Genomic DNA, 25521 nt, shown 5'->3' on the forward strand with positions numbered 1-25521 from the left:
CGCTCAATGCAGGCGCGACGACCGGTTCCTGATCTCTACCTCAACCGCAGGCGCCCTCCCGCGCAGCGGGTTCGTTCTGCGGCCCCATCGTGTTCTCACCGAGCCACTGGCGCTGGTAGCGAGCCGCGAATGAAGGTATGGTTCAGGTATTGGATTACGGGTGGGCGGTAACCTGGACAATGGCGGGATTGGGTGAACAGATTGCGCGTGAGCAACGCACCATGGGACCGCTCCTGGTTGCGGCAGTGGTCGTCGGCCTTATAGGTCTGCCCGTCGCAGCCTGGCTCGACCTCCGAGATCTGTCGGAACGCATGCTGCGCACGCAAGCCAGCGAAATCAGCCGGATCATCGACGACATGCGCGGATTCTACGGCAGCGACGTCGTGGGACGGGTCCTGAAAGCAGACCGCGCCGTGACCGCGACGCACAATTACAGGGACGTGCCAGGTGCGATCCCTATCCCAGCAACCCTCTCAATCGAACTCGGCAAGCGCATCAGCGCTCACGACGGGTCCGTCAAATATCGCTTCGTCTCGGACCTACCTTTCAAAGGCCGCGAGCCCCACCAGCTAGACACATTCGAGCGCAATGCAATCTCTGCCTTTCGCGCCAATCCAAGTGAGCCCATCATCGAAGCCTCGGGTTCGCTGCTTGACCGACACGTTCGCGCGGCGGCTCCCGTAGTAATGGGACAGGTCTGCGTCAACTGCCATAACTCGCACCCGGACAGCCCCAAGACAGACTGGAAGGTGGGGGATGTCCGAGGTATCCAGGAGATATCGGTCGCCCAGCCGATCGGGGCGAACGTCCTCTCTTTCAAGTATCTGCTTCTGTATTTCGGCTTCGCAGCTGCGGCGGGTCTGACGTTCATTTTCCTGCAGCGTCGGCAGTCCGCCTTGGTTCACGGCATGAACACGGAACTCGCCGAGGCAAACGACTTTCTGGCCGCAATTTCATTGAAGATCGCCAAATATCTCTCGCCTCAAATTTATAAAAGCATCTTCAGCGGCCAAAAGGACGTGACTATCGCGACCGAGCGCAAGAAGCTCACAATCTTTTTCTCAGATATCAAAGATTTCACTGCGATCGCGGAACGGCTCCAGCCTGAGGACCTCACGGCACTCCTCAACGAGTACTTCACCGAGATGTCAATGATCGCGCTCAAGCACGAGGCTACGGTCGACAAGTTCATCGGCGACGCACTTCTTGTGTTCTTCGGAGACCCCGAGACAAAGGGTGTCGAGGAGGACGCGAGGGCCTGCTTGCGCATGGCTGTCGACATGCAGCGCCGGCTAGAGCAGCTGAACAGGTTGTGGCGTGATCGAGGAATTGAGCAGCCGTTCCGAGCTCGCATGGGCATCAACACGGGCTATTGCAATGTCGGCAACTTCGGCTCCGATGATCGGATGGACTACACGATCATCGGGGCCGAAGCGAACCTAGCGGCCCGCCTGCAAGCGATTGCCGAACCTGGCGGCATCTGTCTTAGCTATGAGACCTATGCGCTCGTGCGCGACCTTGTCCGAGCGCGTCCGTTGGCGCCGATCGCCATGAAGGGGATCAGTCGGGAGGTTGTCCCCTATGAAGTCGAGGGCCTCCTTGGTGAACTGGCACAGCGCCCTCAGGTCATCAGCGAGCACGCGACTGGCCTCGACCTGTTCCTCGATGTCGAAGCGATCGACGAGAACGGGGTCGAACGGGCAAAGAAACGTCTTTCGGAGGCGCTCCTGGCCTTAACCGCCCGAAACAAGCCCGCTACTTTTTAGCAGGGTCTTTGAACGTCCGGTTCTGCCGCTACAGAGCCGTTTCGGAAACGCACCCTCGACCCGAAGCAGACTCTCGTAGCGGAGCCATGGATGGCCGCTTCGCGCAATGTCGGCCGTAGAAGTCGATCTTGACGTTGCCCGGAAGCAGACATCTCCTTTGACCGAGCTGTACGTGGCGTCGCGACGAGCCTCCGAGCACATCTCAGCAACGCGGTCAAAGGTTGTGGGTTGTTAAATGTGTACAGCTTTGCGCATCCCCTCGCTTTCGTGGCTCTAGATTTCGTGCAGGCAATCCTGAGTCAGCCGAGCGTTGGCTGCCCCCGGCCCTGCCACCGAGACTATGTTGCCACCCGCCCCGTTTCGTGGCGGCCTTCTCGCAGCCGGATTCAGGCCGCGTGCTTGGAACTAATGACGGGCGAGACTGTTCAGCTGTGACTTTGGCATGACGCTGACGTGCCCTCCTGGCTGGGTAAGCCTCGATCTTGAGGAGACTCGCATCATGAAGATTTCGTTCAGATTTCGTTCAGTCGCGGCTGCGGTTATCGCTGTAGCAGGAATCAGCTTTGCCGGCTCCGCGCATGCCGACAGCGGTACGATCCGCTTCTCAGTCTACAAGGCTGCCTTCTTTGTGGGTGGCTCTGGAGGCGAGGGCACGCTGACCTTCCATGGTCGCCGCTATCCCATCTCTGTCGGCGGTATCTCGGGCGGCCTCGCCTTCGGGGCTTCTAAGACCTATTTCCATGGTACCGTGCGCAACATTCGCCGCGTCCAAGATGTGACGGGGGTCTACGGTGCGGCAGGCGGTGGCGGCGCGCTCGGCAAAGGGGCCCAGGTGATCGTCATGACCAATGACAAGGGCGCCCAACTCGAACTCTCAGGCAAGCAGGTAGGCCTGCAAGTCAACGCCGATCTCAGCGGTATTGCCATCACGGTGAAGTAGGGCCGTCGCTCCGTTCGTCGTCCCTTTGCAGTCGGCCCACTATGCTGAATACAAAGGTCGGCTTTCAGCGCCATCTAGGAAGCGGCCGTTCCACTGTCGTGAAGAGTTTCGGGCTCCGGCAGGCGTACGAAAGTCCACCAGCCCCAAGGCTGTCGGCGGCAATGCGCCTGATGGCAGTCATTCCTACTGTCCCGTCCATTCGCCAAAAGCGGACATCGCTAATACACAGGCCACAGGCAGCTTTGCGCCTCATCTCGGCCGTAGAGACTACCGTTGTCATGAACTAGAAAGCAGACATTTCCATACAGGGCTCGCCGCCGCTCTCGAGCCACGCAGAACCTTAGCGACGCCGACGATTGCGGTCTGGTTTGTCGACGCTTTGACAGCCCTTACAGTGGTGCCTAGGATGAGACTTCGCGCGAGGGTCGGCTCCGTGAGGGAGAGGCACGACACGGTGATCATCGGTGGCGGCCAAGCCGGCCTCGCCATGAGCTACCATTTGAGTCAGCGCGGCCGCGAGCATATTGTCCTTGAACGGCGACGGATGGCCGAACGCTGGCGAAGCGAGCGATGGAATTCGTTGCGCTTCCAACTCCCGAACAGGTGGCTTGAGCTGCCAGGCAAAGCCTATAGCGGATCGGACCCGAAAGGATTTTCGCATAAGGCGGACGTTTTGCGCTTCGTGCTCGATTACGCTCAGGAGATCGGCGCACCGGTCCGAACCGGCGTCGAGGTCACCCGGCTTCGGCAAAGCGACGACGACAGCTATTCTGTCGAGACCTCCGATGGAACGATCGAAGCACGACACGTGGTGATCGCCACCGGTCCTTTTCAGCACGCTCTGATCCCTGATTTCAGCCGCACGATTCCCGCGTCGATCTATCAAATTGATGCCGCTCACTACCGCAGCCCGGAAGAGCTTCCGAAGGGCGCGGTCCTGGTCGTCGGTAGCGGAAATTCGGGCACCCAGATTGCCGACGAATTGCTGCGCGGCGGCCGCCAAGTGTTCCTGGCGATCAGCCGCCATGTCCGAGTGCCCCGGCGTTATCGCGGGCAGGATGTCATCTGGTGGTACGAGGAACTCGGCCGCTTCGATGTCGAGATCGAAACTTTTCCAGACCGACGTTTCCCACCGACGACAATCATGACCGGAATAGACGGCGGATACGAGCTCGCTCCCCGTCATCTTGGCAACGCAGGCGTAGTACTCCTGGGGCGCCTGCAAGGCGCCGTTGACGGCGCGCTCGGGTTTGCCGACGATGCGGCGAAGATCCTCGCAGCAGCTGACCGTGGGCATGCAAGCTTCATTGAGGCCGCGGACGCCTTGGCCGCGACACCGGATATGCACTCAGTTCTAGAGCCGAAAGACGTTCTTCCTCAATTGCCGCCTCTCTATCTTGATGGCATTCGAACGCTAAATCTGCACAGGGAGAATGTACGCACCATAATCTGGGCGAGTGGACATCGCTTCGGTTTTGAGTGGGTGCACCTCCCGGTTATCGATGCCAATGGGGCTCCTCTTCAAAGGCGCGGCGTGACCGCCTGCAGAGGCGTCTACTTTCTCGGTCTTCACTGGATGCACACGTTCCGTTCGGCCATTCTTGCCTTCATGGGAAGAGATGCTTCCTATCTAGCTGACCACATCGCCGAATTGTCCAATCAAGACCGTACGAAATAGAATGGCCGACCTGGTCTCCCGCGATGAGATGGCTGCAATGCGCCGCCATCTCAGTCGTTCCGCCCGAGGGCAGAGGCAACCGAAAGCGGACGCGCTGTTCAGAAATCTACCTCTTGGTTACGGCAAAACGAACCACAAGAGCCCATCGACTAGACCGGTCGAACGGCTTCAGCCCAAGACATTCCAAACCAGACGGCCGAGTCCGGCTCCTTGCTCCAATCAATCAGGGCGTCGAGCGTCGCAGTGACGGATTGGCGAGGCAATCCGATAGCGACGATATCGTCCATCGCTTCATCGATGATGCTCGCAATGTTCCGGACCACTGCCTCAAAGTCAGGCTCGCCGGCGCATCCGCCAAAAAAGACAAATGTGATACGTCGTGGACGCAAGTCGGCCTGATGCAACAATTGAACAAGGCGGCGTCCGATGATTGGATCATTGCCGTGTCGGTCGTAGGTTCGCTGATAGGCATGCCATAGTGAGGCAAATCCCGGTGGCTCGGGCCAGAGCCGCAGCCCATCATAGTCGTCATCTGACAATATCACCCGTCCGCCCGGTCGCACTGCGCCGGCCATGTTGCGAACAAGCAGCAACGGGTCAGGTAGGTGCTCGAGAACGAACCGCGCATGAGCAACGTCGAACTGTCCAAGCTCGTTGTCGGTAAGAAGTGGAGCAAGCACGTCACCCTGCCTCATCTCCAGAAATGCCAAATCCCCATCGGCGTCGGCCTGTCGTAGCGCCTCCGCTATCTGCTCCGGGCTTCGCTCCAAAGCCAAGACCGGAACACCGGTGGCCCGCGCCATCATTCTCGAAAACTGCCCTAACCCAGCACCGAAATCGACGACCCGCTCGCCGACAACCAGCTGTGCAGCGTCGAGACATCGTTGATTAAGACGCTTGTTTAAAGCCGTCAGCCGTTGCTGCTCAGCTTCACTTGATCCATGCGTATAATGCGATGACGACATTCACTGCCCCCAGATCGAATGACCATATCAGCTTCGCATAAGGTCGGACGGCGTCAAGATCAGCGGCTGTGAATTGAACCGTGCCGACCCCCGCGCCCGGCACATCAATGCCGCTTTGCGCCGCATATCGGCCGTTGAGGTGATTCTTTGCTGCGGCCCGATAGCAGACCTTGCCGGCGACCACCCTGGACATCGCCGTTGCACCTGACATTGCACCGTAGATGCAGGAAGGTCGCGATCAAGCCCGCGCAGGCCCTTGGCAGGAAGTGCTACCTAACGATTCTGATTTCTGGCGAAGCGCTCTACTGGTGGAAAAACACGTCGAGAGTCGGGCTACCGATCTTCCTCGCTGCGAACGGGGGACGCATCGATCGACCGTCGGTGACCTAGTATTTTTGGCTTTATTCTGCCTATGGTTCGCATCTCGACTTAGTGGGCAGCGCTGCGACCGAGGGCTAGAACCTGCAAATGCGGGAATCACACGGCGAACTCGAAGCTAGGATTGGGCTTGTCACGCGGGAGCTCAACGAAGCGCTCGAACGCGAGACGGCGACCGGCGAGCTGCTTCGCGTCATCGCCTCGTCGCCGACCGATATCAAGCCGGTTCTCGACGCCGTGGCGGCGAGCGCCGCCCGTCTTTGCGACGCCTACGACGTGATCATCCGGCTCAAGAAGGACAATATGCTCCATCTCGGTGCGCATTCGGGCCCGATTGCGGTCGACGAGGCGCCGTGGCCGCTGGAGCGCGACCGGGTAATGGCGCGGTCGGTGATCGATGCGAGGACCGTGCAGGTCGAAGACCTATCCGAAGCCGGGGCCGAATTCGCGGCAGGCCGGGAAATGGCCATTCAGTACGGCTTTCGCACTATTCTGGCGACACCCCTCGTGGGCGATGGAAGAGCGATCGGTGCCATTAGCCTGCGGCGAAGAGAGGTGAGACCGTTCAGCGACAGGCAGATCGAGCTTCTGAAGACCTTCGCCGACCAGGCCGTGATCGCCATCTCGAACGTGCGGCTGTTCGAAGAAGTGCAGGCGCGGACGGCCGAACTCAGCGAAGCGCTGGCTCAGCAGACCGCGACGGCGGACGTGCTCAAGGTAATCAGCCGGTCGGCCTTCGACCTTGAACCCGTACTGCAGACGCTACTTGATTCGGCGATCCGCCTAGCCGGCGGTGATATGGGCGCGATCTCACTGCGCGATGGCGATTGGCTACGGGTCATGACCGGGACCGGTTGGACCGATGAACTTCGCGCTTATGAGAAGAGCCATCCACACCCGATCGGGCGTGGGACATTTCAAGGTCGAGCCGCCCTCGAAGGGGCAACCGTTCATGTGCCCGACGTGTCCAAAGATACGGAATACAAAAGGCCGGAAGCGGCGACCATGGGCGATTTCCGCGCGGCCCTTTCGGTCCCCCTCAAGCGAGGCCAAGAGGTGATCGGTGTCTTCGGCATGGCGAGGCGAACCGTGGGGCCGTTCTCACAACGCCAGATCGAACTTGTGGAGAGTTTCGCCGACCAGGCGGTCATCGCGATCGAAAACGTGCGCCTGTTTGACGAGGTCCAGGCGCGCAACCGCGAGGTGACCGAATCGTTGGAGCGGGAGACCGCGACCGGCTCCATCCTGCGCGTCATCGCGGCGTCCCCGACTGACATCCAACCGGTTCTGGACGCCGTCGCGGAAAGCGCGGCGCGTCTCTGCGATGCCCATGACGCGACGATCTATCTGCGGCAGGGCGATCGTTTGGCGGTCGGGGCGCATCATGGGCCGATCCCGGTCGACGACGCCGGGCTGCCTGTCGCCCGCGACGTCGTCACCGGTCGCGCGGTGCTCGACCGGGCACCGGTCCATGTTCATGACCTGACCGAGGCGGGTGTAGACTTTGCAACGGGCAGGGCAATGGCCCACCGGCTCGGCTTCCGCACCATCCTTGCGAGCCCACTGCTGCGTGACGGGGAGGCGGTCGGAGCGCTGATGATCCGGCGCATCGAGATGCGGCCCTTCAGCGACAAGCAGATCGCGCTGCTCAAGACGTTCGCCGACCAGGCCGTCATCGCCATCTCGAATGTGCGGCTGTTCGAGGAAGTACAGGCGCGCACGGCCGAGCTCAGCGAGGCCTTGCGGCAGCAGACCGCGACCTCGGAGGTGCTCGACGTCATCAGCCGGTCGATCGTCGAGCTTGAGCCGGTTTTCGAGGTAATCCTGGAAAATGCCGCTCGTATCTGCGACGCCAGCTTCGGCAATCTTGCGCTCCGGGAGGGCGATGGCTTCCGCTATGTCGCCGCCTACGGCGCGACCGAGGAGTGGGAAGAATTCAAGAAGGGCGGGAGCCTGATGCAGCCCGGCCCGAACACCGCGCTGGGCCAGGCGCTCGCGACCAGGCGCTACGCCCATATCGACGACGTCACGAACGATCCGGCCTTTGCCGAAGGTGATCCGCTGAGAACGCGCGTGGTCGCGCTGTTCAAGGCGCGCACCATGCTCTCCGTTCCGCTGGTCAAGGACGATGTCGTGATCGGCGCGATCACGCTGCACCGCCAGGAGGTGCGGCCCTTCACCGACAAGCAGATCGCGCTGGTCACCAGCTTCGCCAGCCAGGCGGTGATCGCGATCGAGAACGCCCGGCTGTTCAAGCAGGTTCAGGCACGCACGGCAGAACTCACCGAAGCGTTGGAACAGCAGACCGCGACGGCGGACGTGCTCAAGGTTATCAGTGCCTCGACATTCGATCTCAAGGCGGTGCTTCAGACGCTGATAGAATCCGCCGTGAAGTTATGCGGGGCCGAATTGGGTGGCATATATATGCTCGACGACGACGTTTACCACATATCCGCTTCGCATGGGGACTCGCCTGAGTTGAGAGCCCATGAGGAAGCCCATCCCAATCGGGTTGGCCGTGATTCCTGGGTTGGTCGCGCCGCATTGGAAAGGGCGGTCGTTCATGTCCCCGACGTGACCCTGGACTTGGAGTATGGTACTCCAGATGTGCCAAAAATAGGAAAGTTCGCAGCTGGGTTATCGGTGCCGTTGTTGCGCGAAGGGATCCCGATTGGTGTCTTCTCGATGGCGCGTGCAAAGCCAGGCCCGTTTTCCGAGCGCCAGATCGAACTCGTCCAGACTTTCGCCGACCAGGCCGTCATCGCGATCGAGAACGTCCGCCTGTTCGAGGAAGTGCAGCAGCGGACGCGGGAGGCCACCGAGGCGCTAGAGTACCAGACGGCGACCAGCGATGTGCTTGGCGTCATAAGCCGCTCGCCCACTGATGTGCAGCCGGTGTTCAACATGATCGCGCAAAGTGCCGCCCGTCTGTGCGAAGCGCAGTTCTGCCTTGTCTACAGGTATGATGGCCAGCTTCTGCATTTCGTCGCGCATCACGGCATCACCGAAGAAAGCGTTGAGATCATACGCAACACCTTTCCCGTGGCACCTACTCGCGGCAGTGCCGCCGAACGGGCGATTCTCTATCTTGAGGTGGCGCAGATCCCGGACCTCACCGTGGATAGTGAATTCACGCGTCGCGCCGCGGCGGCTTTGTCGGGCCTGCGCAGCGCTGTCGCCGTGCCGATGCTGCGTGACGGCCTGCCCATCGGTTGCATAGCAGTCGGGCGCGCCGAGACGGGCCTTCTTGCCGCCAAGCCAGTCGAACTTCTGAAGACCTTCGCCGACCAAGCGGTCATCGCCATCGAGAATGTCCGCCTGTTCGACGAGGTGCAGGCGCGCACGGCCGAACTCGGCGAGGCGCTGCAGCAGCAGACGGCGACCGCAGATGTGCTGAAAGTCATCAGCGCATCCGCCTTCGACCTGCAGACGGTGCTGGACACTCTCGTGGAATCGGCAGTCCGGCTGTGTCGCGCGGACAAGGGTTGCCTCGAACGAATTATCGATGGCAGGTTCGAATATGCGGCCATCACCGGATTTCCCCCGGGCTTCAGGGAGTATGGCGAAACGCACCAGACGGAACCCGGCCGCGGATCGGCTGTTGGGCGCGCTGCCGAAGAACTGCGCGTCATCCAGGTCGAAGATGTCACCGTGGATCCCGAATATACACATTCGGCGATTGCCGCGGTCGGCGGCATGCGTACCGTCCTTGCAGTGCCGCTGCTTCGTGAAGGCGAACTCCTTGGCACCTTTGCCATGATCCGCACCGAGGTGCGGCCCTTTAACGAGAGGGAAATCGAACTGGTCAAAACCTTCGCCGACCAGGCGGTGATCGCCATCCAGAACGTGCGCCTGTTCGACGAGGTGCAGGCACGTACCGCAGATGTCAGCGAGGCGCTGAGGCAGCAGACGGCGACGGCGGATGTGCTGAAGGTGATCAGCCGCGCGGCTTTCGACCTGCCCACCGTGTTGAACGCTCTGGTCGAATCGGCCGCCAAGCTGTGCGGAGCAAGCTATGGCGGAATCTTCCTTCGTTACGGCAACATGCTGCGTGGCCGCGCCACTATCTCCGAAAGAAAAACCGATTGGACGATGGATCATCCGATCGCAATCGACCGCCGGTGGCTTTCGGGACGCGTAGCACTCTCGGGTAGTATCGAGTACATACCCGACGTGGAGGAGGATCCGGATTTCAATCTGCAGGAATTCCGGGCAATCACCGACACAAGGGCGCTGATGGGTGTTCCGATGCTCAGAGAAGGCAAGGTCGAGGGCGTGTTCTTCCTCGGGAAGATGGAGCCGAATTCATTCACTTCGCGCCAAGGCGAACTTGTGCAGACGTTCGCCGACCAAGCCGTGATCGCGATCGAGAACGTCAGGCTGTTCGATCAGGTGCAGGCGCGCACTGAGGAATTGTCGCGCTCGCTGGACGACCTGCGCAAGGCCCAGGATCGGCTCGTGCAGACCGAAAAGCTCGCCTCGCTCGGCCAGCTGACCGCGGGAATAGCTCACGAGATCAAGAACCCGCTCAACTTCGTCAACAATTTTTCCTCGCTGTCCGGCGACCTGATCGTGGAGCTGCGCGAAGCGCTGCAAGGCGCGGCGCTTGACGACAAGACCCGCGCGGAGATCGACGACTTGTCGGATATGCTGAAGGGCAATCTCGACAAGGTGGTGCAGCACGGCAAGCGCGCCGACTCGATCGTTAGGAACATGCTGCTCCACTCGCGCTCGGGCTCGGGCGAGCACCGTCCGGTCGACATCAATGCGGTCGTGGAGGAAAGCTTGAACCTCGCCTATCATGGCGCCCGCGCCGAGGGGAAAGGCTTCAACATCATGTTGGAAAGGAATTTTGATCCAGGCGCCGGCGAGGTCGATCTTTTTCCGCAGGAGATCACCCGCGTGCTGTTGAACCTGATCTCCAACGGCTTTTACGCGACGACGAAACGGCGGGCGGCCGAAGGCGAAACCGGCTACGAGCCGGTGTTGGAGGCATCGACGAAAAGCCTGGGCGATGCGGTCGAGATCAGGATCCGCGACAACGGCACCGGCATCCCGCCGGACGTGAAGGAAAAAATGTTCAACCCGTTCTTCACCACCAAGCCGGCGGGCGAGGGCACGGGGCTTGGCCTGTCCTTGAGCTACGACATCATCGTGAAACAGCACGCCGGCACGATAGAGGTGGAGACCGAGCCGGACACCTTCACCGAGTTCCGCATCGTTTTACCGCGAGGTGCGGCGACGCTCGCCAAAACCGGAGGCAACGCTTGAGCCTGCTGATCCTGGTCGTCGACGACGAGCCCGACGTAGAGCTGCTGTTCCGGCAGCAGTTCCGGCGAGATCTTAGAACCGGGCGCTTCGAGATGGCGTTCGCGCTTTCGGCGCCGCAGGCGCTGGCGCTTATCGAGGCGGCGGAAAGCGCCTCGCTGATCCTCATCCTGTCGGACATCAACATGCCGAGCATGAGCGGCCTGGAGCTTCTGCCGAAAGCAAAGGCGTTGCGTCCCGATGTGCCCGTGATCATGATCACCGCCTATGGCGACGCAGAGACCAAGAGGAAGGCGCTGGAAAACGGCGCCGAGGCGCTATTAACGAAGCCGCTCGATTTCGTCGCACTGCGCGGCGAGATCGACGCTCGCGTCGGGCTCGCGGCGTGACAGCGCTAATCCTTGTCGTGGATGACGAGCCGGATCTGGAGCCGCTGGTCCTGCAGAAGTTCCGCCGCCAGATCCGCGACGGCGCCGTTAGCTTTATCTTCGCCCGCGACGGCGTCGAGGCGCTCGAAGTGATCGCCGCCAATCCTGACATCGAAATGGTCGTTACCGACATCAACATGCCGCGCATGGACGGGCTGTCGCTGCTTGCGAAGCTCCAGGACGCCGAGGAGCGGCTGTCGACCATCATCGTGTCGGCCTACGGCGACATGGCCAACCTCCGCACGGCAATGAACCGCGGCGCCTTCGATTTCCTGATGAAGCCGATCGATTTCGCCGACCTGGAGACGACTATCTCCAAGACGCTAAGGCACCTTGCCCTTCTGCGCGAGGCGCGGGGCAAGCAGGTGGCGGCCGAGCGCGCGCACGCCTCGCTGTCGCGCTACTTCTCGCCCAACCTAGCTGAGCGGCTCGCCGGCGACGCTGGCGAGCTTGCCGGGCAGCGACGCGAGGTGGCGTCGCTGTTCACCGACATCGCCGGCTTCACTGCGATGGCGGAGACGCTCGACCCGGCGGTACTGGGCGAACTCCTCAACGCGTACCTCGCCGGCATGACCGACATCGTTTTCCACCACGAGGGCACGGTGGCCAAGATCGTCGGGGACGCACTGCATGTGCTCTTCGGCGCGCCGGGCGAGCAGCCCGACCATGCCGCCCGCGCCGTCGCCTGCGCGCTTGACCTCGACGACTTTTCGGAAGACTTCCGCGCCGGCTGGCGCGCCAGGGGCGTGGCGCTCGGCCCCACCCGCATCGGCGTCCACGCCGGGCCGGCGATCGTCGGCAATTTCGGCGGCGCCCGCTTCTTCGACTACTCCGCCTATGGCGACACCATCAACATCGCGGCGCGGCTGGAAGCCGCCAACAAGCAACTAGGCACCCGTATTTGCGTGAGCGAGAGCGTCGCCAGGCAAGTTGCGAATTTTCGAGGGCGGCCGGTGGGTGACCTCGTGTTGAGAGGACGAACGGAGTCGCTGCGCGCTTTCGAGCCACTGCGGCCTGAACAATGCGATGACCTCGCGACGAAGGATTACCTCGCGGCCTTCGCCAAGCTGGAAGCCGGCGACCCTAGTGCGGTCACCTCATTCGCTGCTGAGGTAGGCAGGCGCGCAGAGGACCAGCTTGCGAGCTTCCACTTGAAGCGATTGCTGAACGGGGCGACAGGTCCGCGGATCAACATGGATTGATCGAGCCTACGTTCAAATGTCCGCTTCCGCTCCTTCGATCTCCTTGAGGCTCGTTCCGAAATTCTTCAATACATGAACGGCATCGGCTGGCGCCCCGATCGTGGCGATGGCGCGCACCTCGGGAACATCCTTGGCCATCGCGGACTGCCGCACCTCCGATCGAATAGCCGATCAGCAAGGACCGTGTGCGGTAATGATCGCTCAGATAGTAGACGGCCGAAAGGAGGCCGGCGACATTCGAGGAGAAATTCGTCGGGGCGAATTCGCTCTCGCTCGATCCCATGCCCGTGAAGTCGAAGCGTAGGACAGCGACACCTTCGCGAGCGAGCCCGATTGGGTTGAGAAGCACCATCCGCTCGTCCGTCCGGGGACCGGGCAATTTATATCGAAGGACTTCGCAAAGCCGGCTCGGATGAGGCGAAGCGTCAATCGCTGCCCATTCCGAATTAGCAGCGCTCGTTGAACGAGTGCCGCCGCCCTCTCTCTATCGTTTCTCGGGGCTTTTTCTTCCAGCTCGCCCGACTTGGGTGAGATCCGGGCGGCCGCCTCATCCAGGCGAATATCTGCTATTCCACCTTGGCTGCGCAAAGCCGACTGGCAGCCTTCGGCCCCACTTGCGTCATCGCCTGCTTCAGCCTGACCGATCGAAACTGGTCATCGGCCCACTGTAGGATTCGTCCGCACTGAGGTTCGTTGGCGCACGCCCGCAATCCGGGCGGTACGGCTCGATGTCCGGGATAGTAAACCGCAACTTCTTCCGGAGCGGGCATCCACGCGGTCAGGACCTTGCGCAGCCGGCTGTCGGCAGGCGTACGAAAATCCGCGGCACCTCCAGGCATCAAAGCACCGTGTGCTATAGCCCTAGCTTGCGGCATTTGGCCGATATTGCGTCTCGGATGGCTGCCGCTGCGCACATTACACTCTGTGAGGCACAATCAGGATTAGTCGATAACCTGCGCAGTTAGGAGTCGCGTTATTGAACTGAACTGGATAGGTGGCTGTCGGGCAACGTCTTTGTGGCTCAAGTTGAACGTTGACCTTTCGTCGAGCGCGACCATGATCGCCGACCGTTTCATCCCGTGAGTACAGCGTTGCTTATGACTGAGCCTTTCCAACCCTTTTTGGAGCGTTGCGTTTCGGTCGATCTGGAAGTGGATCCCGCAACCGCTACCATTTTCGCTTTTGCGGCGGTGCGTGATGACGCTCGTCCCTCAATCCTCGCAAAGAAACGCGATCTCGAAGCGGCCCTTGACCGTCTGGAAGCAGAGTCAGCTGCGGCCGAGCATCTGCTCGGCCACAACATCATTCGACATGACTTGCCTCATCTGGTCGCATTGCGGCCTGGTCTGGCGAATATTTTTCGATCGCCGATCGACACCCTATGGCTCAATCCGCTCGCATTTCCGCGCAATCCCTACCACCACCTAGTCAAGCACTACCATGACGGGCGCCTGCAAGCGGGCCACGTCAACGATCCGGAAATGGATGCGCGACTGGTGTTTCAGGTGCTGCGCAATCAACTGGCGGCTTTGACGCAGCAGAATGCCGACCAGCCCGATGCCGTAGCAGCCTTTCATTTCCTTACGACGAGAATGGAAAACCCAGGTGGGTTCGACGCAGTGTTCCAGGAGGTTCGGGGAGCTCCTGCGCCGGGTCCTCTTGCGGCGAGAGAAGCGATTTCCCGGCTGCTGGCGGGGCGTGCCTGCGGGAGGCGGGTCGAGCAGACGCTGAGCCGCCTTTCGAACCCGCAGCTCGGATGGCCCATGGCCTATGCCTTGTCCTGGATCCTGGTCGCGGGCGGGGATTCCGTCATGCCGCCCTGGGTGCGGGCGCAATTCCGCGAGGCTGCACTGATCGTGCGGCACCTGCGCGATACCAATTGCGAAAGCCCGGATTGCGCCTGGTGCGGCGAGAAAAACGACCCGGTCCGCGCGCTGTCGCGCTGGTTCGGGTTCAATGCCTTCCGCGCGCAGCCCGTGGACGATATGGGCCGCCCCCTGCAGGAGCGAATCGTCGATGAGGCGATGCGCGGGGCGAGCGTCCTCGGGATCCTGCCGACCGGCACCGGCAAATCGATCTGCTACCAGATCCCCGCCCTGTCGAAGTTCGACAAGACTGGGGCGCTGACAGTGGTGATCTCGCCGCTGGTCGCGCTGATGGCCGATCAGGTGCAGGGCATGGCGCGGGCGGGCATTTCCTCGGCCGTCACCGTCAACGGAATGCTGTCGATGCCCGAGCGGCAGGATGCGCTGGACCGAGTGCGTATGGGCGAGGCGGCAATGCTGCTGATCTCGCCCGAGCAATTGCGCAGCAACTCGGTCCGCTCGGTTCTGGCACAACGTGAAATCGGACTCTGGGTGCTGGACGAGGCGCATTGCGTGTCGAAATGGGGCCACGATTTTCGGCCCGACTACCGCTATATCAGCCGCTTCATCAAGGAATCCGCAGGGGATGAAGCTGCTGCCCCGGTGCTTTGTCTGACCGCCACCGCCAAGCCCGAAGTGGTGCGCGACATCCGCGACCATTTCCAATCACGTCTGGAGCGCGAACTGATGCTGCTGGACGGCGGCGCGGTGCGCACCAATCTCAGCTTCGAGGTCCGGCCGACGCAGCCCGGCACCAAGCTGGCCGATATCCTCGACGTCATCGAGGCCAAGCTGCCACAGGACGGCGCTTCGGGCGCGGTGGTCTACTGTGCCACCCGCAGCGAGACGCAACGCGTCGCCGATTTCCTCAAACAGCAGGGTCTGTCGGCGGGACGGTTTCACGCCGGTCTGACGCCCGAGGAAAAGCGCGACATTCAGGAACGCTTCCGTATCGGCGAACTGCGCATCATCGCCGCGACCAACGCTTTCGGCATGGGGATCGACAAGCCCGATATCCGGCTGGTGGTGCATGCCGATATTCCCGGATCATTGGAGAATTACCTGCAGGAAGCCGGCCGAGCGGGCCGCGATCGCGCGCATGCCAATTGCGTCCTGCTGTTCGCCGGCGAGGATGTCGAGCGCCAGTTCTCGCTTTCGGCGCGCTCGCGCCTGGCCCGGCACGAAATCGGTGCCATCCTTAAGGCTCTGCGGCGGCTGGACGACCGGACGAAGAAGACCGGCACCGTGGTCGCCACCCCAGGCGAAGTCGTGCGAGCCGAACGCGATCAGGAGTTCGAGCGCGACAGCGCCACCAACGACACGAGAGTGAAAACCGCTGTGTCCTGGCTGGAAGAGGCCACGCTCCTGAGCCGCGACGAAAACCGAGTGCAGGTCTTTCCCTCATCCCTTAGAATCCGCAATCTGGAAGAAGTCGAGGCGATCCTGGCCAAGGCCGTGATCACCGGCACCCGTCGCAAGCAGCTTCTGGATATCACCCGCCACCTGATGAACGCGCCCCCCGATCAGGGGATTTCCACCGATGAGCTGGCCGGGATCAGCGGATTGACAGGCGGCATGCTGATCAAGGCAATGGCCGATCTCGAGGCGCTCGGGGTGGCCCGCAATGACGTGACGGTCACAGTCTTTGTCCACGTCGCCGTCGAGGGGCATTCGCAGCAGCGGCTGGGACACGCCGCACGGCTTGAAACCGCGCTGATCACCCTGATGCGCGAGGCCGCCCCCGATGCAGAGGGTGCCGGAGGCATTCCCCTGCATCTGGCCGAAACCTGTCAGGCGCTCCGCAATCAGGGGCACAGCGCAGTGCGACCAGACATCGTGGAAAAGCTGCTGCGCAGCATGGGCCGTGACGGGCGCGATCAGGATGGTGGCAAGGGCAATCTGCGGCTGCGCAAGGCTTCGCGCAACACATTGATGGTGACACTGCAACGGACCTGGCAGGCACTGGAACAGACGGCAAGCCTGCGGCAGCAGGGCGCCGAACTGTTGCTGGGGCATCTTTTGGGCGAGCTGCCGATTGGCAGCCGCGGCAAGGACATCCAGGTCCAAACCACGATGGGCGATCTGCTCGCCACCCTGACCGGAGACGCCCTGCTGCGCGGCGGCGGCATTCAGGACATGACCAAGCTGATGGACCGCGCACTTCTGTGGCTGCACGAGCAGGAGGTGGTGACGCTAGGCAAGGGGCTGACGATCTTTCGGCCGGCGATGACGGTCCATCTGAACCCTTCGGGCGGCCAGTTCACCGCGAAGGATTTTGTAGCCCTCGAGGAACACTACGCCGAGCAGACGATCCAGACCCATGTGATGGCGGCCTATGCCGAAAAGGGCCTTGCCGCGATGGATCAGGCGCTGCGGCTGTCCGAGGACTACTTCGTGCTCGAGCGCGACGCCTTCCTGCGCCGCTGGATGCCCGGCAAGGGCGGCGAGATCCGGCGTCAAACCACCGGCACCTCCTGGAAAGCGATCGTTGAGGCACTGAAGAACCCAGTTCAGCAAGAGATCGTCGCCGATGACCGCGAAAAGACCAGCGTCCTGGTCCTGGCAGGACCGGGTTCGGGCAAGACGCGCGTTCTGGTGCACCGCATCGCCTATCTCATCCGGGTCCGTCGCGAGGATCCGCGCGGCATCCTCGTGCTGACTTACAACCGTCATGCCGCCGCCGAGATACGCATTCGGCTCCGCCACCTGATCGGCGATGACGCGAATGCGGTGACCATATCCACATGCCACGCCCTCGCCATGCGGCTGGTGGGGGCGAGCTTTGCCGGAAGTGCGAACGAGACGACGCACGACTTCGACGGGATCGTCATGGAGGCCGTGCGTCAGTTGAACGGCGAAGGGCTCAGCAAGCCCGAGGCGGAGGCACAACGCGATACCCTGATCCAGGGTTATCGCTGGATTCTGGTGGACGAGTATCAGGACATCGGCCCTGAGGAATACGCGCTGATCTCGGCCGTTGCGGGCCGCTCCCTGGACGATCCGGAGCTTCGGCTCAGCCTTTTTGCGGTGGGCGATGACGATCAGAACATCTACGCCTTCGCCGGTGCGTCCATCCGCTTCATCCGGCAGTTCGAGGCCGACTATCGTGCACGACCGCAATTTCTGGTCGAGAATTACCGTTCGACGGGACATATCATTGCGGCGGCCAACACAGTCATTGCGCCCGCCGCTGACCGCATGAAAGCGGGACACGACATTGTCATAGATCGCAAGCGCAGCGTAGCGCCGCCCGGCGGAGACATGGCGGCGCTCGATCCGGTTGCGCAAGGGCGAGTGCATGTGCTGGACTGCCGGGCCGGTGACGTGGCGCAGGCCATGGCCGCGGTGGATGAACTCGTCCGGCTTTCGCGCCTTGATCCGGAGTGGAGCTGGTCGCGCGCCGCGATCATCGCGCGCGACTGGCGGCGGCTGGCTTCGGTGCGGGCTTATGCCGAAACGCTTGGCATCCCAGTGGAGATGGCAAACGAGAGCCTGCCTAGCATCTGGCGCCTGCGCGAGATGCAGCAGTTCATCGACACACTGCGCCGCGACAATACCCGTCTGCTGGCCGTCCGTGATCTGGTGGATATGCTGAACGCGATACCGTCCAACCGCTGGACGGACCTGATCGCCGAAGGCATCGCCGCGCTTGCAAAGGAGCTTGCGAACAAGACCATGCCCGTGCCGGACCTTGTCGAGTGGTTCGCTGAGTGGGCCTATGATGCCCGCAGCGATCAGCGTGCGCTGCTGCTGCTGACGGCGCATCGATCGAAAGGCCTGGAATTCGAGGATGTCGTCATCCTGAATGGCGGTTGGGACAAGCCTTCCAAAGGCGAGGACCCTGATGCGCCGCGCCGCCTGTTCTATGTCGCCATGACCCGGGCGCGACGCAGCCTCGCGATCATTGCTCAAGGTCAGCATCCGTTCGTCCAGCAGGACGAAGAGCATGTGCTGCGCCGAGCCGCGCCGGCTGTCGCCGACGGCGTCGCTCTTGCGACCGCGCTGTACCAGGTGCCGAACCTTAGGACAGTGGACCTGTCATGGGCAGGGCGTCTCAGGCCGGGCCATCCCTCGCTCGCCGCCATCTCGGCGGCGAAGGTAGGAGATCCCGTCCAGATCGTGCGCGATGGCCTGCTCTGGATGATACAGGACAAACAAGGGCAGGCCCTCGGACGCATGGCCAGAAGCTGGTCGCCGTCCGAAGGCCTCAGCTTCCTGCGCGGCGAGGTCGGCGCCATCGTGCGCTGGCGCAAGTCCGATAATGAGGAAGAGTTCCGGGTGCACCTTCACCGAGATGTCTGGGAAGCGGTTCTGCCGGAGCTTGTATTCGGCTGACGGTTTGCCCGCAGGGACGGTGGGCCATGATTTGAATCCGTCTCAACGTCGATCGAAGACTTCTCATGAGGACCTCCCGCAAGGCAGCTCTTTGACGACATCGAGAAAGGCGCGCAGTGCGGGCGGTACGGCTCGATGTCCGGGATAGTAAACCGCAACTTTTTCCGGAGCGGGCATCCACGCGGTCAGGACCTTGCGCAGCCGGCCGTCGGACAAGGCCGCCTCGGCGGCCCAATCGGCCACGTAGGCGACGCCCAGATCCTCAATTGCGGCTTCGACCATCAGCTCCTCGTCGTCGAGAACGATGGGGCCGTTTGCCTCGATCACGAGTTCCTGGCCGGCGCGTTCGAACTCCCATCGGTAAAGCTTGCCGCTCGGCATACGGTGGCCGATGCAATGGTGGCGTTGCAATTCCTCGGGGGTTCCCGGGTCGCCAAAACGATCGAGGTAGGCGGGCGATGCGACACAGATGAACCTCAACCGGCGTGCAAGCGGCACGGCGATCATGTCCTTGGGGACCGATCCAAGGAGGCGCACGCCGGCATCGAACCCGCTGGATACGACGTCGATGAGCCGCCCCTCGACGACGATGTCCACGGTCACGTCCGGATGGCTCTCCGCCATCCGCGGAAGAACCCCGCGAACGAGAAGCCCGGCCACCAGTCGCGGTGCGTTGATGCGGACCGTGCCCGCGACATTGCCCCGGAACCCGGCGACGCTGTCGAGCGCCTCGTCCAGCGAGGCGAGCGCCGGCTGAAGGCGGCCGAGCAACCGGAACCCGGCTTCCGTCGGCGAGACGCTGCGTGTGGTGCGGTTGAGCAGGCGCACGCCCATGCGCTCCTCGAGCGCACGCATCGCGTGGCTCAATGTGGAAGGGGCCGTGCCGATCTCGTCGGCTGCGCGGCGGAAGCTGCGGTGCGTGGCAACGGCGACGAAGGCGGTGAGATCGTTGAGCGACGGGCGGGGCATTGATGGGGATTTTGCATCATATCATGCCGATTTCAATGGCTAATGCGCGCAATGCGATTGCCTTATCTCCTGCCTGTATCAACTCGGCGGCTCCGGCGGCTGCCGGTCCGCTCCCGTTATCAAGACAGAAAGGAACACGAAATGCCTGCACGTGACGCCATCTATCCGGCCAAACGCCACGCGTTGTACGATATTCATCGATATTCCGCGGCCATTCGCTCCGGCGATCTTCTCTTCGTCTCGGGTCAGGTCGGCAGCCGTGAGGACGGCTCGCCCGAGCCCGCATTCGAGGATCAGGTTCGGCGGGCCTTTGCCAATCTGCGCGCGGTCCTGGCCGCCGCCGGGTGCAGCTTCGACGACGTTGTCGACGTCACCACCTTCCACACCAACTCGGACCAACAGATCGAAACGGTGCTGGCCGTCCGGGCGGAAGAGATCGGTGGACAGCCCTATCCGAACTGGACGGCAGTGGGCGTCAACTGGCTTGCCGGCTTCGATTTCGAGATCAAGGTCGTCGCCCGCATCCCTTCGACGACCAGCGGCCAGCCGGCGGGCTGATCACTCGCCCTGCAAATTCTGTAGTGGCGATTGTTCCCAACCTACACGTCAGGACGCCACTTCGTCCTGACGCAGATGGGTCAGCAACTTCCATGACCGGGACACGCGACGCGTTCTTTCGGCCCTTTTCGTTGCGCATGACTGCCATTCCCTTATGCTATTGCATTATGAGCATAATATGATATTATGATCATAATTCAACCGGCGAGAAGAAGTCTGGCCCTCACGATTTGGAGCACGAAATGAATGCGAATTCCGAAAAAACCGCTGTTGTGACCGGAGCGTCCTCGGGCATCGGCCACGCCAGCGCCGAGGCGCTGGCGCGGGCAGGATTCACCGTCTTCGGGACAAGTCGCCGCCCTGTCGGCAACGGCCCCGACGGGGTGACCATGCTGGTTTGCGACGTGACCGATGGCGCTTCTGTCGGCGCCCTCGTTTCGACCGTGCTGGCGCAGACCGGGCGGATCGACCTCCTAGTCAACAATGCCGGCGTCGGTTTGCTTGGCGGTGCCGAGGAATCCTCGGTCGCACAGGTGCAGGCGCTGTTCGACGTCAATCTGTTCGGCGTCATCCGCATGATCAATGCGGTGTTGCCGTCGATGCGGCGGCGCGGCGCAGGGCGCATCATCAATATCGGCTCGATTCTGGGATTGGTGCCGGCGCCATACTCAGCTCATTACTCTGCGGTCAAGCACGCGCTTGAGGGCTATTCGGAATCGCTTGATCACGAGGTTCGTGCTTTCGATATTCGCGTCTCGGTCATCGAGCCGGCATTCGTGCGTACCGTTTTCGACCAGAACGGGATTGAGCCGGATTCGGTGTTGAAAGAATACGATCGGGCGCGCGCCGGGTTCAAGGCGCTGCTGGGCGATGTGATGCCTAAAGCCGATCCGCCGGAAGTGGTGGCGGATGTGGTGGTCAAGGCGGCGACCGATGTCCGCCCGCGGCGTCGCTATACCGCCGGCAAGGCAGCGCGCCAGGTCAGCATTCTGCGCCGCTTCGCCCCCGCAGAGATGTTCGACAAGAGCTTGCGCAAACAGTTCCGCCTGCCGGTCTGAACCACCGGCCGGAGTAGCGGTGCTTCACCGCCAACGGCTCCGCATCGATGTGGACGGGGGTGTTCAGCAAGAACAGCCGAGCGAGCTGGCTGGCAAGCTGGCAGATTTCCGATGGTTCCCGAGCACGAGCCCATCACTGACATCTTCCTGCCGTTGATGTGATTGCTGACCCTCCAATGGCCGTCATGGCGTTGTGCTCCAGAGAGCCGCTTTGCGGCCTCAGTTTCCAACGTCAATCGCCGATGACATATCCGCCGCCGCCGCGACAATGGCGCGCCTTAGCCATCTGTGCCTGGGCGCGTCCTGCTGGCGCGCGTGCCAGACGAGGCTCATCGTGAAGCTGCCAAGATCGAGGGGCGGCGGCAACGATACGAAGCGCTTCATGTTGGCGGCCGCTCGCGCCAGGCTCGACGGCAGGGTCATGACGAGGTCGGAGCGAGCGGCGATCTCGACCGCCGCGAAGAAGTTTTGCACGCGCAGCTTCACCCGCCGCGTTCGCCCGATGCGGGCAAGCACCTCGTCGACAGGCGCAGGCCCGACGCCGGTGACGCTCACCACGATATGCTCAAGCTCCAGAAAAGCGTCGAGCGTCAGCTTTCGGGCGAGCGCTGGGTGCTCCGCACGCATCAGCGTCACGAGCTTCTCGTCATAAAGACCGCGCCGACGGATGCCGGCCGGGGCTTCGTCGACCAGCGCCACCATCGCATCGGCGATACCCTGCTCCAGCGCTTCGACCGCGTCCGTGCCCGGCGCGACAATATCGAGATCGAGGGACGGCGCCTCGCGTCCAAGGCGGGCAAGCAGATGCGGCGCGAGCACAGCGGCCTGGAGATCGGGCATCAGCAGCCGGATCCGGCCGGTGGCCGTGGCGGGAGCGAACGCGTTCGCCGCCACCATCTCCCTCACACCCGCCAAGATGCCGCGCAGCACGGGGCGCACCTCTTCGGCACGGGCGCTGAGGACGTAGCCGCCCGGACCATCGACCAGCAGCGCGTCTGAAAACAGCGCGCGCAATCGGCCGAGCGCCCGGCTCGCGGCGGGCTGGCTCATGCCAAGCCGGCTTGCGGCACGGGTGACGTTCTTCTCGTCCAGCAGCGCTTCGAGCGCCACCAGCAGGTTCAGGTCGATCCGGCGTAAATCCACTTCGCGCATGGCGACTATATACACCATGCATTGGACGCATGAAAAGCCTGCGCCTATTGTTTCCCCTCAAGCGAGATGACGGTCAAGCGAACTGAAGGAGAAGAAGTGATGTATGTCGTGCTTGGAGCAAACGGACGGGCCGGCGGCGAGGTCGCGCGCCCTGATCGCAGGCGGCGAAGCCGTGCGTGTCGTCCTGCGTCGCAAGGAACAGAGTGAGAAATGGACCGCCCTCGGCGCCGAAGTGGCGGTCGCCAGCGTCGACGATGCCGGCGCCATGGCCGATGCGCTGACGGCCGCGCGGGCCGCGTTCCTGCTCAACCCGCCGCCGGTGAGCGGTGATCCTTATCAGCGCACGGAAGAAACCGGCGCCGCGCTTGCCGATGCGGCACGGCGTGCAGGTCTGCCAAAGGCCGTCGTCCTGTCGTCCATCGGAGCGCAGCATGCCTCCGGCACCGGCGTCATCGCCACCCTCAACCGGTTCGAGGCGCTGCTCGACGGCGTGGCACCGGCCACCGCTTTCCTGCGGTCGGGGTATTTTGTCGAAACCTGGAGCGAGGTGGCGCAACCGGTCCTGTCGCAAGGCATACTGCCGACCTTTATCGAGCCCGCGCAGAAAATCCCGATGGTGAGCACGATCGATGTCGGGCGCGCGGCAGCGACCGTGCTGTGCGAGGAATGGACGGGCAAGCGGATCGTGGAGCTGGGCGGACCGGAAGACTGGAGCGCCGGCGACGTGGCATCGGCCTTCGCCGACGTTCTCGGCCGGCCGGTAACGCCTGTGCTTGTTGCGCCGAAGCAACGCGCCGCACTGCTTGCCGAGGAAGGCGTGCCGGGCGAGGTGGCAGACGCGCTGCTCGGTATGTATGAGGGAATCGCCAACGGCCTGTTAACGCGACAGGACAGCAGCGAGCAGCGGCGCGGCACGATCTCCCTGGCGACGGCGATAGAGCGCGTTGTCGCAACACCAGCCGGCCGCTGATCCTCGGCCGAGTAGCGACGGCCGAAACGGATCACGGGTTTCCAGCCGCTTGCAGCGAACGTTTTCGGCCGCAATACCCCCCGCGTCTCGCCGGCCAAGGCTGTCGGCGACATGCGGAACTCGCGCCACTGGTTTGGACTTAACTCCATCTCCGGACGGCAAAAAGGAATCCTGACATGAGACTGCCTGCCCCCCGCCAAATGCGTCTCTCCGGTGGAACCGAGCTTGCCTACGTCACTGCGGGCGATCCATCCAACCCGGCTTTGCTCCTCCTGCATGGGTTTCCCAGCTCCGCACGTGCATTCCGCGATGTGATTCCTGGTCTGGCGGACGCAGCCTATGTGATCGCGCCCGACCTCCCGGGCCATGGCCAGTCCGGTGTCCCGCCGACACCCTCCTTCGCCGCGATCAGCGAGGCGATTTCCGAATTGCTGACCCACCTCGCGATCGGGCGCCGCTTCATCCACATTCATGACTGGGGCGCCGCCGTGGGTCTGCAGATTGCCACGCAGGCGCCCGAGCTGGTTTCGGGTCTCATCATCCAGAACGCAAACGCGCATCGAACCGGCTTTGGTCCCGTTTGGGATGCCGTGCTAAAATTCTGGTCAGAACCGACAAGAGAGAACGAAGCGGCCGCGACCCCCGACCTGACCTTCGAATTCACGCGCGAGCAATATACCGGCGGCCTGCCAGAGGATGTCGCCGCCAGGATCAGGGGCGAACCCTGGGCCGAGGACTGGCGGGTGATGAATCTTCCCGGCCGCATGGAGACCCACCGCGCGCTTATCGGCGACTACCAAAGCCATGCCGCGCGTTTCGATACGATCGCCGCCTATTTGACGCAATGGCAACCGCCGGCGCTCATGCTGTGGGGCCGTCACGACCCCTATTTCGATATCGCCGAAACGCTGTCCTGGATGCAGGATCTGCCGCGCATGGAAGCGCATGTTTTCGACGGCGGGCATTTCCTGCTTGAGACGCACGCCGAACCAGCGCTCTCCCTGATGCTCGAGTTCATCAAGGAAACACAGGAGATGCACCCTGATCGAGCCCATCCCGGACCAGTGCGAGGAGTGCAGGCATGACGTCCCCCAAAAAACAGCGGCTGCGCCTGTCCGGCGGGACCGAGCTTTCCTTCATCACCGCGGGTGATGCGTCCAATCCCGCGCTGCTGCTCCTGCACGGCTTCCCGAGCTCGTCGCGCACTTTTCAGGGCATCATTCCCGGCCTTGCGCAAGTCGCCTTCGTCGTCGCCCCCGACTTGCCTGGCTACGGCCAATCGGCGCCGTTGCCCGCGCCCTCGTTCGAAGCGTTCAGCGGCGCAATCAAAGAGCTCCTAAGGCATCTCGCGATCGATCGGCGCTTCATCTACCTGCACGATTGGGGCGCGCCTGTAGGTCTTGAGCTCGCCATGCAAACCCCGGACCTCGTCTGCGGCCTCATCATTCAGAGCGCCAACGCACACCGCACAGGGTTCGGGCCGCAATGGCAAGCCACGTTCGAATTCTGGTCAAATCCGACGGAAGAGAACGAAAGGGAGGCTACCGCGTTTTTGACCCTGGAAGGCACCCGCAAGCAATATTTGGGCGGCTTGCCGGAGGATGCCGCCGCCCGGATCAAAGGCGAACCCTGGACCGAGGACTGGAGGGTGATGAATCAGCCCGGCGGCATGGAAACACAACGCGCGCTCCTCGCCGACTACGCCAACCATGCCGCTCGCTTCAGTCTCATCGCCGACTATATCGAAACGCGACAACCGCCGGCGCTCATGCTGTGGGGCCGCCACGATCCATTCTTCGACATCGCCGAAACACTGTCGTGGATGCAAGACCTGCCACGTATGGAAGCGCACATCTTCGACGGCGGCCACTTCCTGCTCGAAACCCACGCCGCGGCGGCAGCCGCGTTGATGACTGACTTTATTGACCGCACGCAGCGACCTTGAGCAACCGCTCGCGCCGATATGGAAGCGCGCTGTACTGCGCTCGC

General features: G+C 62.5%; 15 protein-coding genes and 2 pseudogenes. 12 read left to right on the forward strand and 5 right to left on the reverse strand.

Going from position 1 to position 25521, the window contains the following annotated elements:
• The first annotated feature begins 179 nt into the window (after positions 1–179).
• The 3 genes from AC0L16_RS16925 to AC0L16_RS16935 all read left to right on the forward strand — a co-directional run bounded on the left by AC0L16_RS16925 (position 180) and on the right by AC0L16_RS16935 (position 4384).
• Complete coding sequence (locus tag AC0L16_RS16925; RefSeq protein ID WP_473622201.1) at positions 180–1766, forward strand: adenylate/guanylate cyclase domain-containing protein; 1587 nt, start codon at positions 180–182, stop codon at positions 1764–1766.
• Between the two features lie 499 nt (positions 1767–2265).
• The gene (locus tag AC0L16_RS16930) at positions 2266–2706 is read left to right on the forward strand and encodes a hypothetical protein (RefSeq protein ID WP_473622067.1); all 441 of its coding nucleotides are present in this window, start codon (positions 2266–2268) and stop codon (positions 2704–2706) included.
• A gap of 454 nt (positions 2707–3160) precedes the next feature.
• Complete coding sequence (locus AC0L16_RS16935; RefSeq protein ID WP_473622068.1) at positions 3161–4384, forward strand: flavin-containing monooxygenase; 1224 nt, start codon at positions 3161–3163, stop codon at positions 4382–4384.
• Positions 4385–4533: 149 nt separating this feature from the next.
• Here the strand turns inward: AC0L16_RS16935 and AC0L16_RS16940 are convergent, their stop codons facing one another.
• Positions 4534–5349 (reverse strand): class I SAM-dependent methyltransferase, encoded by an 816-nt coding sequence (locus AC0L16_RS16940; RefSeq protein ID WP_123150947.1) that lies wholly within the window; start codon positions 5347–5349, stop codon positions 4534–4536.
• On the reverse strand, positions 5315–5542 hold the full coding sequence (locus tag AC0L16_RS16945; protein ID WP_473622069.1) for a hypothetical protein: 228 nt from the start codon (positions 5540–5542) through the stop codon (positions 5315–5317). The genes AC0L16_RS16940 and AC0L16_RS16945 overlap by 35 nt, the downstream gene beginning before the upstream one ends.
• Positions 5543–5817: 275 nt before the next feature.
• Here AC0L16_RS16945 and AC0L16_RS16950 point away from each other — a divergent pair, with 275 nt between their 5' ends.
• The 3 genes from AC0L16_RS16950 to AC0L16_RS16960 are packed head-to-tail and all read left to right on the forward strand — an operon-like array spanning position 5818 to position 12625.
• Positions 5818–10998: a GAF domain-containing protein gene (locus AC0L16_RS16950; protein ID WP_473622071.1), complete on the forward strand. Its 5181-nt coding sequence runs from the start codon at positions 5818–5820 to the stop codon at positions 10996–10998.
• A complete protein-coding gene (locus AC0L16_RS16955) occupies positions 10995–11384 on the forward strand; it encodes a response regulator (RefSeq protein ID WP_473622072.1) in 390 nt (129 codons plus the stop codon). Before AC0L16_RS16950 ends, AC0L16_RS16955 begins: the two co-directional genes overlap by 4 nt.
• A complete protein-coding gene (locus AC0L16_RS16960; protein ID WP_473622073.1) occupies positions 11381–12625 on the forward strand; it encodes an adenylate/guanylate cyclase domain-containing protein in 1245 nt (414 codons plus the stop codon). The genes AC0L16_RS16955 and AC0L16_RS16960 overlap by 4 nt, the downstream gene beginning before the upstream one ends.
• 15 nt (positions 12626–12640) lie before the next feature.
• Here AC0L16_RS16960 and AC0L16_RS16965 read toward each other — a convergent pair.
• Positions 12641–12959, reverse strand: a pseudogene (locus AC0L16_RS16965) (alpha/beta fold hydrolase); the annotation flags it as partial.
• A 763-nt stretch (positions 12960–13722) separates the two neighbouring features.
• Between AC0L16_RS16965 and AC0L16_RS16970 the strand changes: the two are divergent.
• A complete protein-coding gene (locus tag AC0L16_RS16970) occupies positions 13723–18825 on the forward strand; it encodes a RecQ family ATP-dependent DNA helicase (RefSeq protein ID WP_473622075.1) in 5103 nt (1700 codons plus the stop codon).
• Between the two features lie 63 nt (positions 18826–18888).
• On the opposite strand, the gene AC0L16_RS16975 is transcribed toward AC0L16_RS16970, so the two are convergent.
• On the reverse strand, positions 18889–19794 hold the full coding sequence (locus AC0L16_RS16975) for a LysR family transcriptional regulator (protein WP_473622076.1): 906 nt from the start codon (positions 19792–19794) through the stop codon (positions 18889–18891).
• 141 nt (positions 19795–19935) lie between these two features.
• Here AC0L16_RS16975 and AC0L16_RS16980 point away from each other — a divergent pair, with 141 nt between their 5' ends.
• Together AC0L16_RS16980 and AC0L16_RS16985 are read left to right on the forward strand one after the other, a co-directional pair.
• Complete coding sequence (locus AC0L16_RS16980) at positions 19936–20352, forward strand: RidA family protein (protein ID WP_473622077.1); 417 nt, start codon at positions 19936–19938, stop codon at positions 20350–20352.
• A 242-nt stretch (positions 20353–20594) separates the two neighbouring features.
• Positions 20595–21410 (forward strand): oxidoreductase, encoded by an 816-nt coding sequence (locus tag AC0L16_RS16985; RefSeq protein ID WP_473622079.1) that lies wholly within the window; start codon positions 20595–20597, stop codon positions 21408–21410.
• Between the two features lie 219 nt (positions 21411–21629).
• On the opposite strand, the gene AC0L16_RS16990 is transcribed toward AC0L16_RS16985, so the two are convergent.
• On the reverse strand, positions 21630–22562 hold the full coding sequence (locus AC0L16_RS16990; protein WP_473622080.1) for a LysR family transcriptional regulator: 933 nt from the start codon (positions 22560–22562) through the stop codon (positions 21630–21632).
• A gap of 99 nt (positions 22563–22661) precedes the next feature.
• Between AC0L16_RS16990 and AC0L16_RS16995 the strand changes: the two are divergent.
• From AC0L16_RS16995 to AC0L16_RS17005, 3 genes and pseudogenes are all read left to right on the forward strand, one after another.
• Positions 22662–23532: pseudogene (locus tag AC0L16_RS16995) on the forward strand (NmrA family NAD(P)-binding protein).
• A gap of 176 nt (positions 23533–23708) precedes the next feature.
• Positions 23709–24617, forward strand: a complete 909-nt coding sequence (locus AC0L16_RS17000) for an alpha/beta fold hydrolase (protein ID WP_473622081.1) — start codon at positions 23709–23711, stop codon at positions 24615–24617.
• Positions 24614–25477 (forward strand): alpha/beta fold hydrolase, encoded by an 864-nt coding sequence (locus AC0L16_RS17005; protein WP_473622083.1) that lies wholly within the window; start codon positions 24614–24616, stop codon positions 25475–25477. Before AC0L16_RS17000 ends, AC0L16_RS17005 begins: the two co-directional genes overlap by 4 nt.
• Positions 25478–25521: the final 44 nt, after the last annotated feature.

This window comes from Mesorhizobium sp. WSM4848, assembly GCF_055811375.1.

Coding starts and splice junctions, on each gene's coding strand:
- AC0L16_RS16945 (WP_473622069.1), bottom strand. CDS start 5,542: ATGTCCAGGGTGGTCGCCGGCAAGGTCTGCTATCGGGCCGCAGCAAAG.
- AC0L16_RS16990 (WP_473622080.1), bottom strand. CDS start 22,562: ATGCGCGAAGTGGATTTACGCCGGATCGACCTGAACCTGCTGGTGGCG.
- AC0L16_RS16980 (WP_473622077.1), top strand. CDS start 19,936: ATGCCTGCACGTGACGCCATCTATCCGGCCAAACGCCACGCGTTGTAC.
- AC0L16_RS16985 (WP_473622079.1), top strand. CDS start 20,595: ATGAATGCGAATTCCGAAAAAACCGCTGTTGTGACCGGAGCGTCCTCG.
- AC0L16_RS16930 (WP_473622067.1), top strand. CDS start 2,266: ATGAAGATTTCGTTCAGATTTCGTTCAGTCGCGGCTGCGGTTATCGCT.
- AC0L16_RS16970 (WP_473622075.1), top strand. CDS start 13,723: ATGACTGAGCCTTTCCAACCCTTTTTGGAGCGTTGCGTTTCGGTCGAT.
- AC0L16_RS16925 (WP_473622201.1), top strand. CDS start 180: ATGGCGGGATTGGGTGAACAGATTGCGCGTGAGCAACGCACCATGGGA.
- AC0L16_RS17000 (WP_473622081.1), top strand. CDS start 23,709: ATGAGACTGCCTGCCCCCCGCCAAATGCGTCTCTCCGGTGGAACCGAG.
- AC0L16_RS17005 (WP_473622083.1), top strand. CDS start 24,614: ATGACGTCCCCCAAAAAACAGCGGCTGCGCCTGTCCGGCGGGACCGAG.
- AC0L16_RS16940 (WP_123150947.1), bottom strand. CDS start 5,349: ATGTCGTCATCGCATTATACGCATGGATCAAGTGAAGCTGAGCAGCAA.
- AC0L16_RS16950 (WP_473622071.1), top strand. CDS start 5,818: ATGCGGGAATCACACGGCGAACTCGAAGCTAGGATTGGGCTTGTCACG.
- AC0L16_RS16975 (WP_473622076.1), bottom strand. CDS start 19,794: ATGCCCCGCCCGTCGCTCAACGATCTCACCGCCTTCGTCGCCGTTGCC.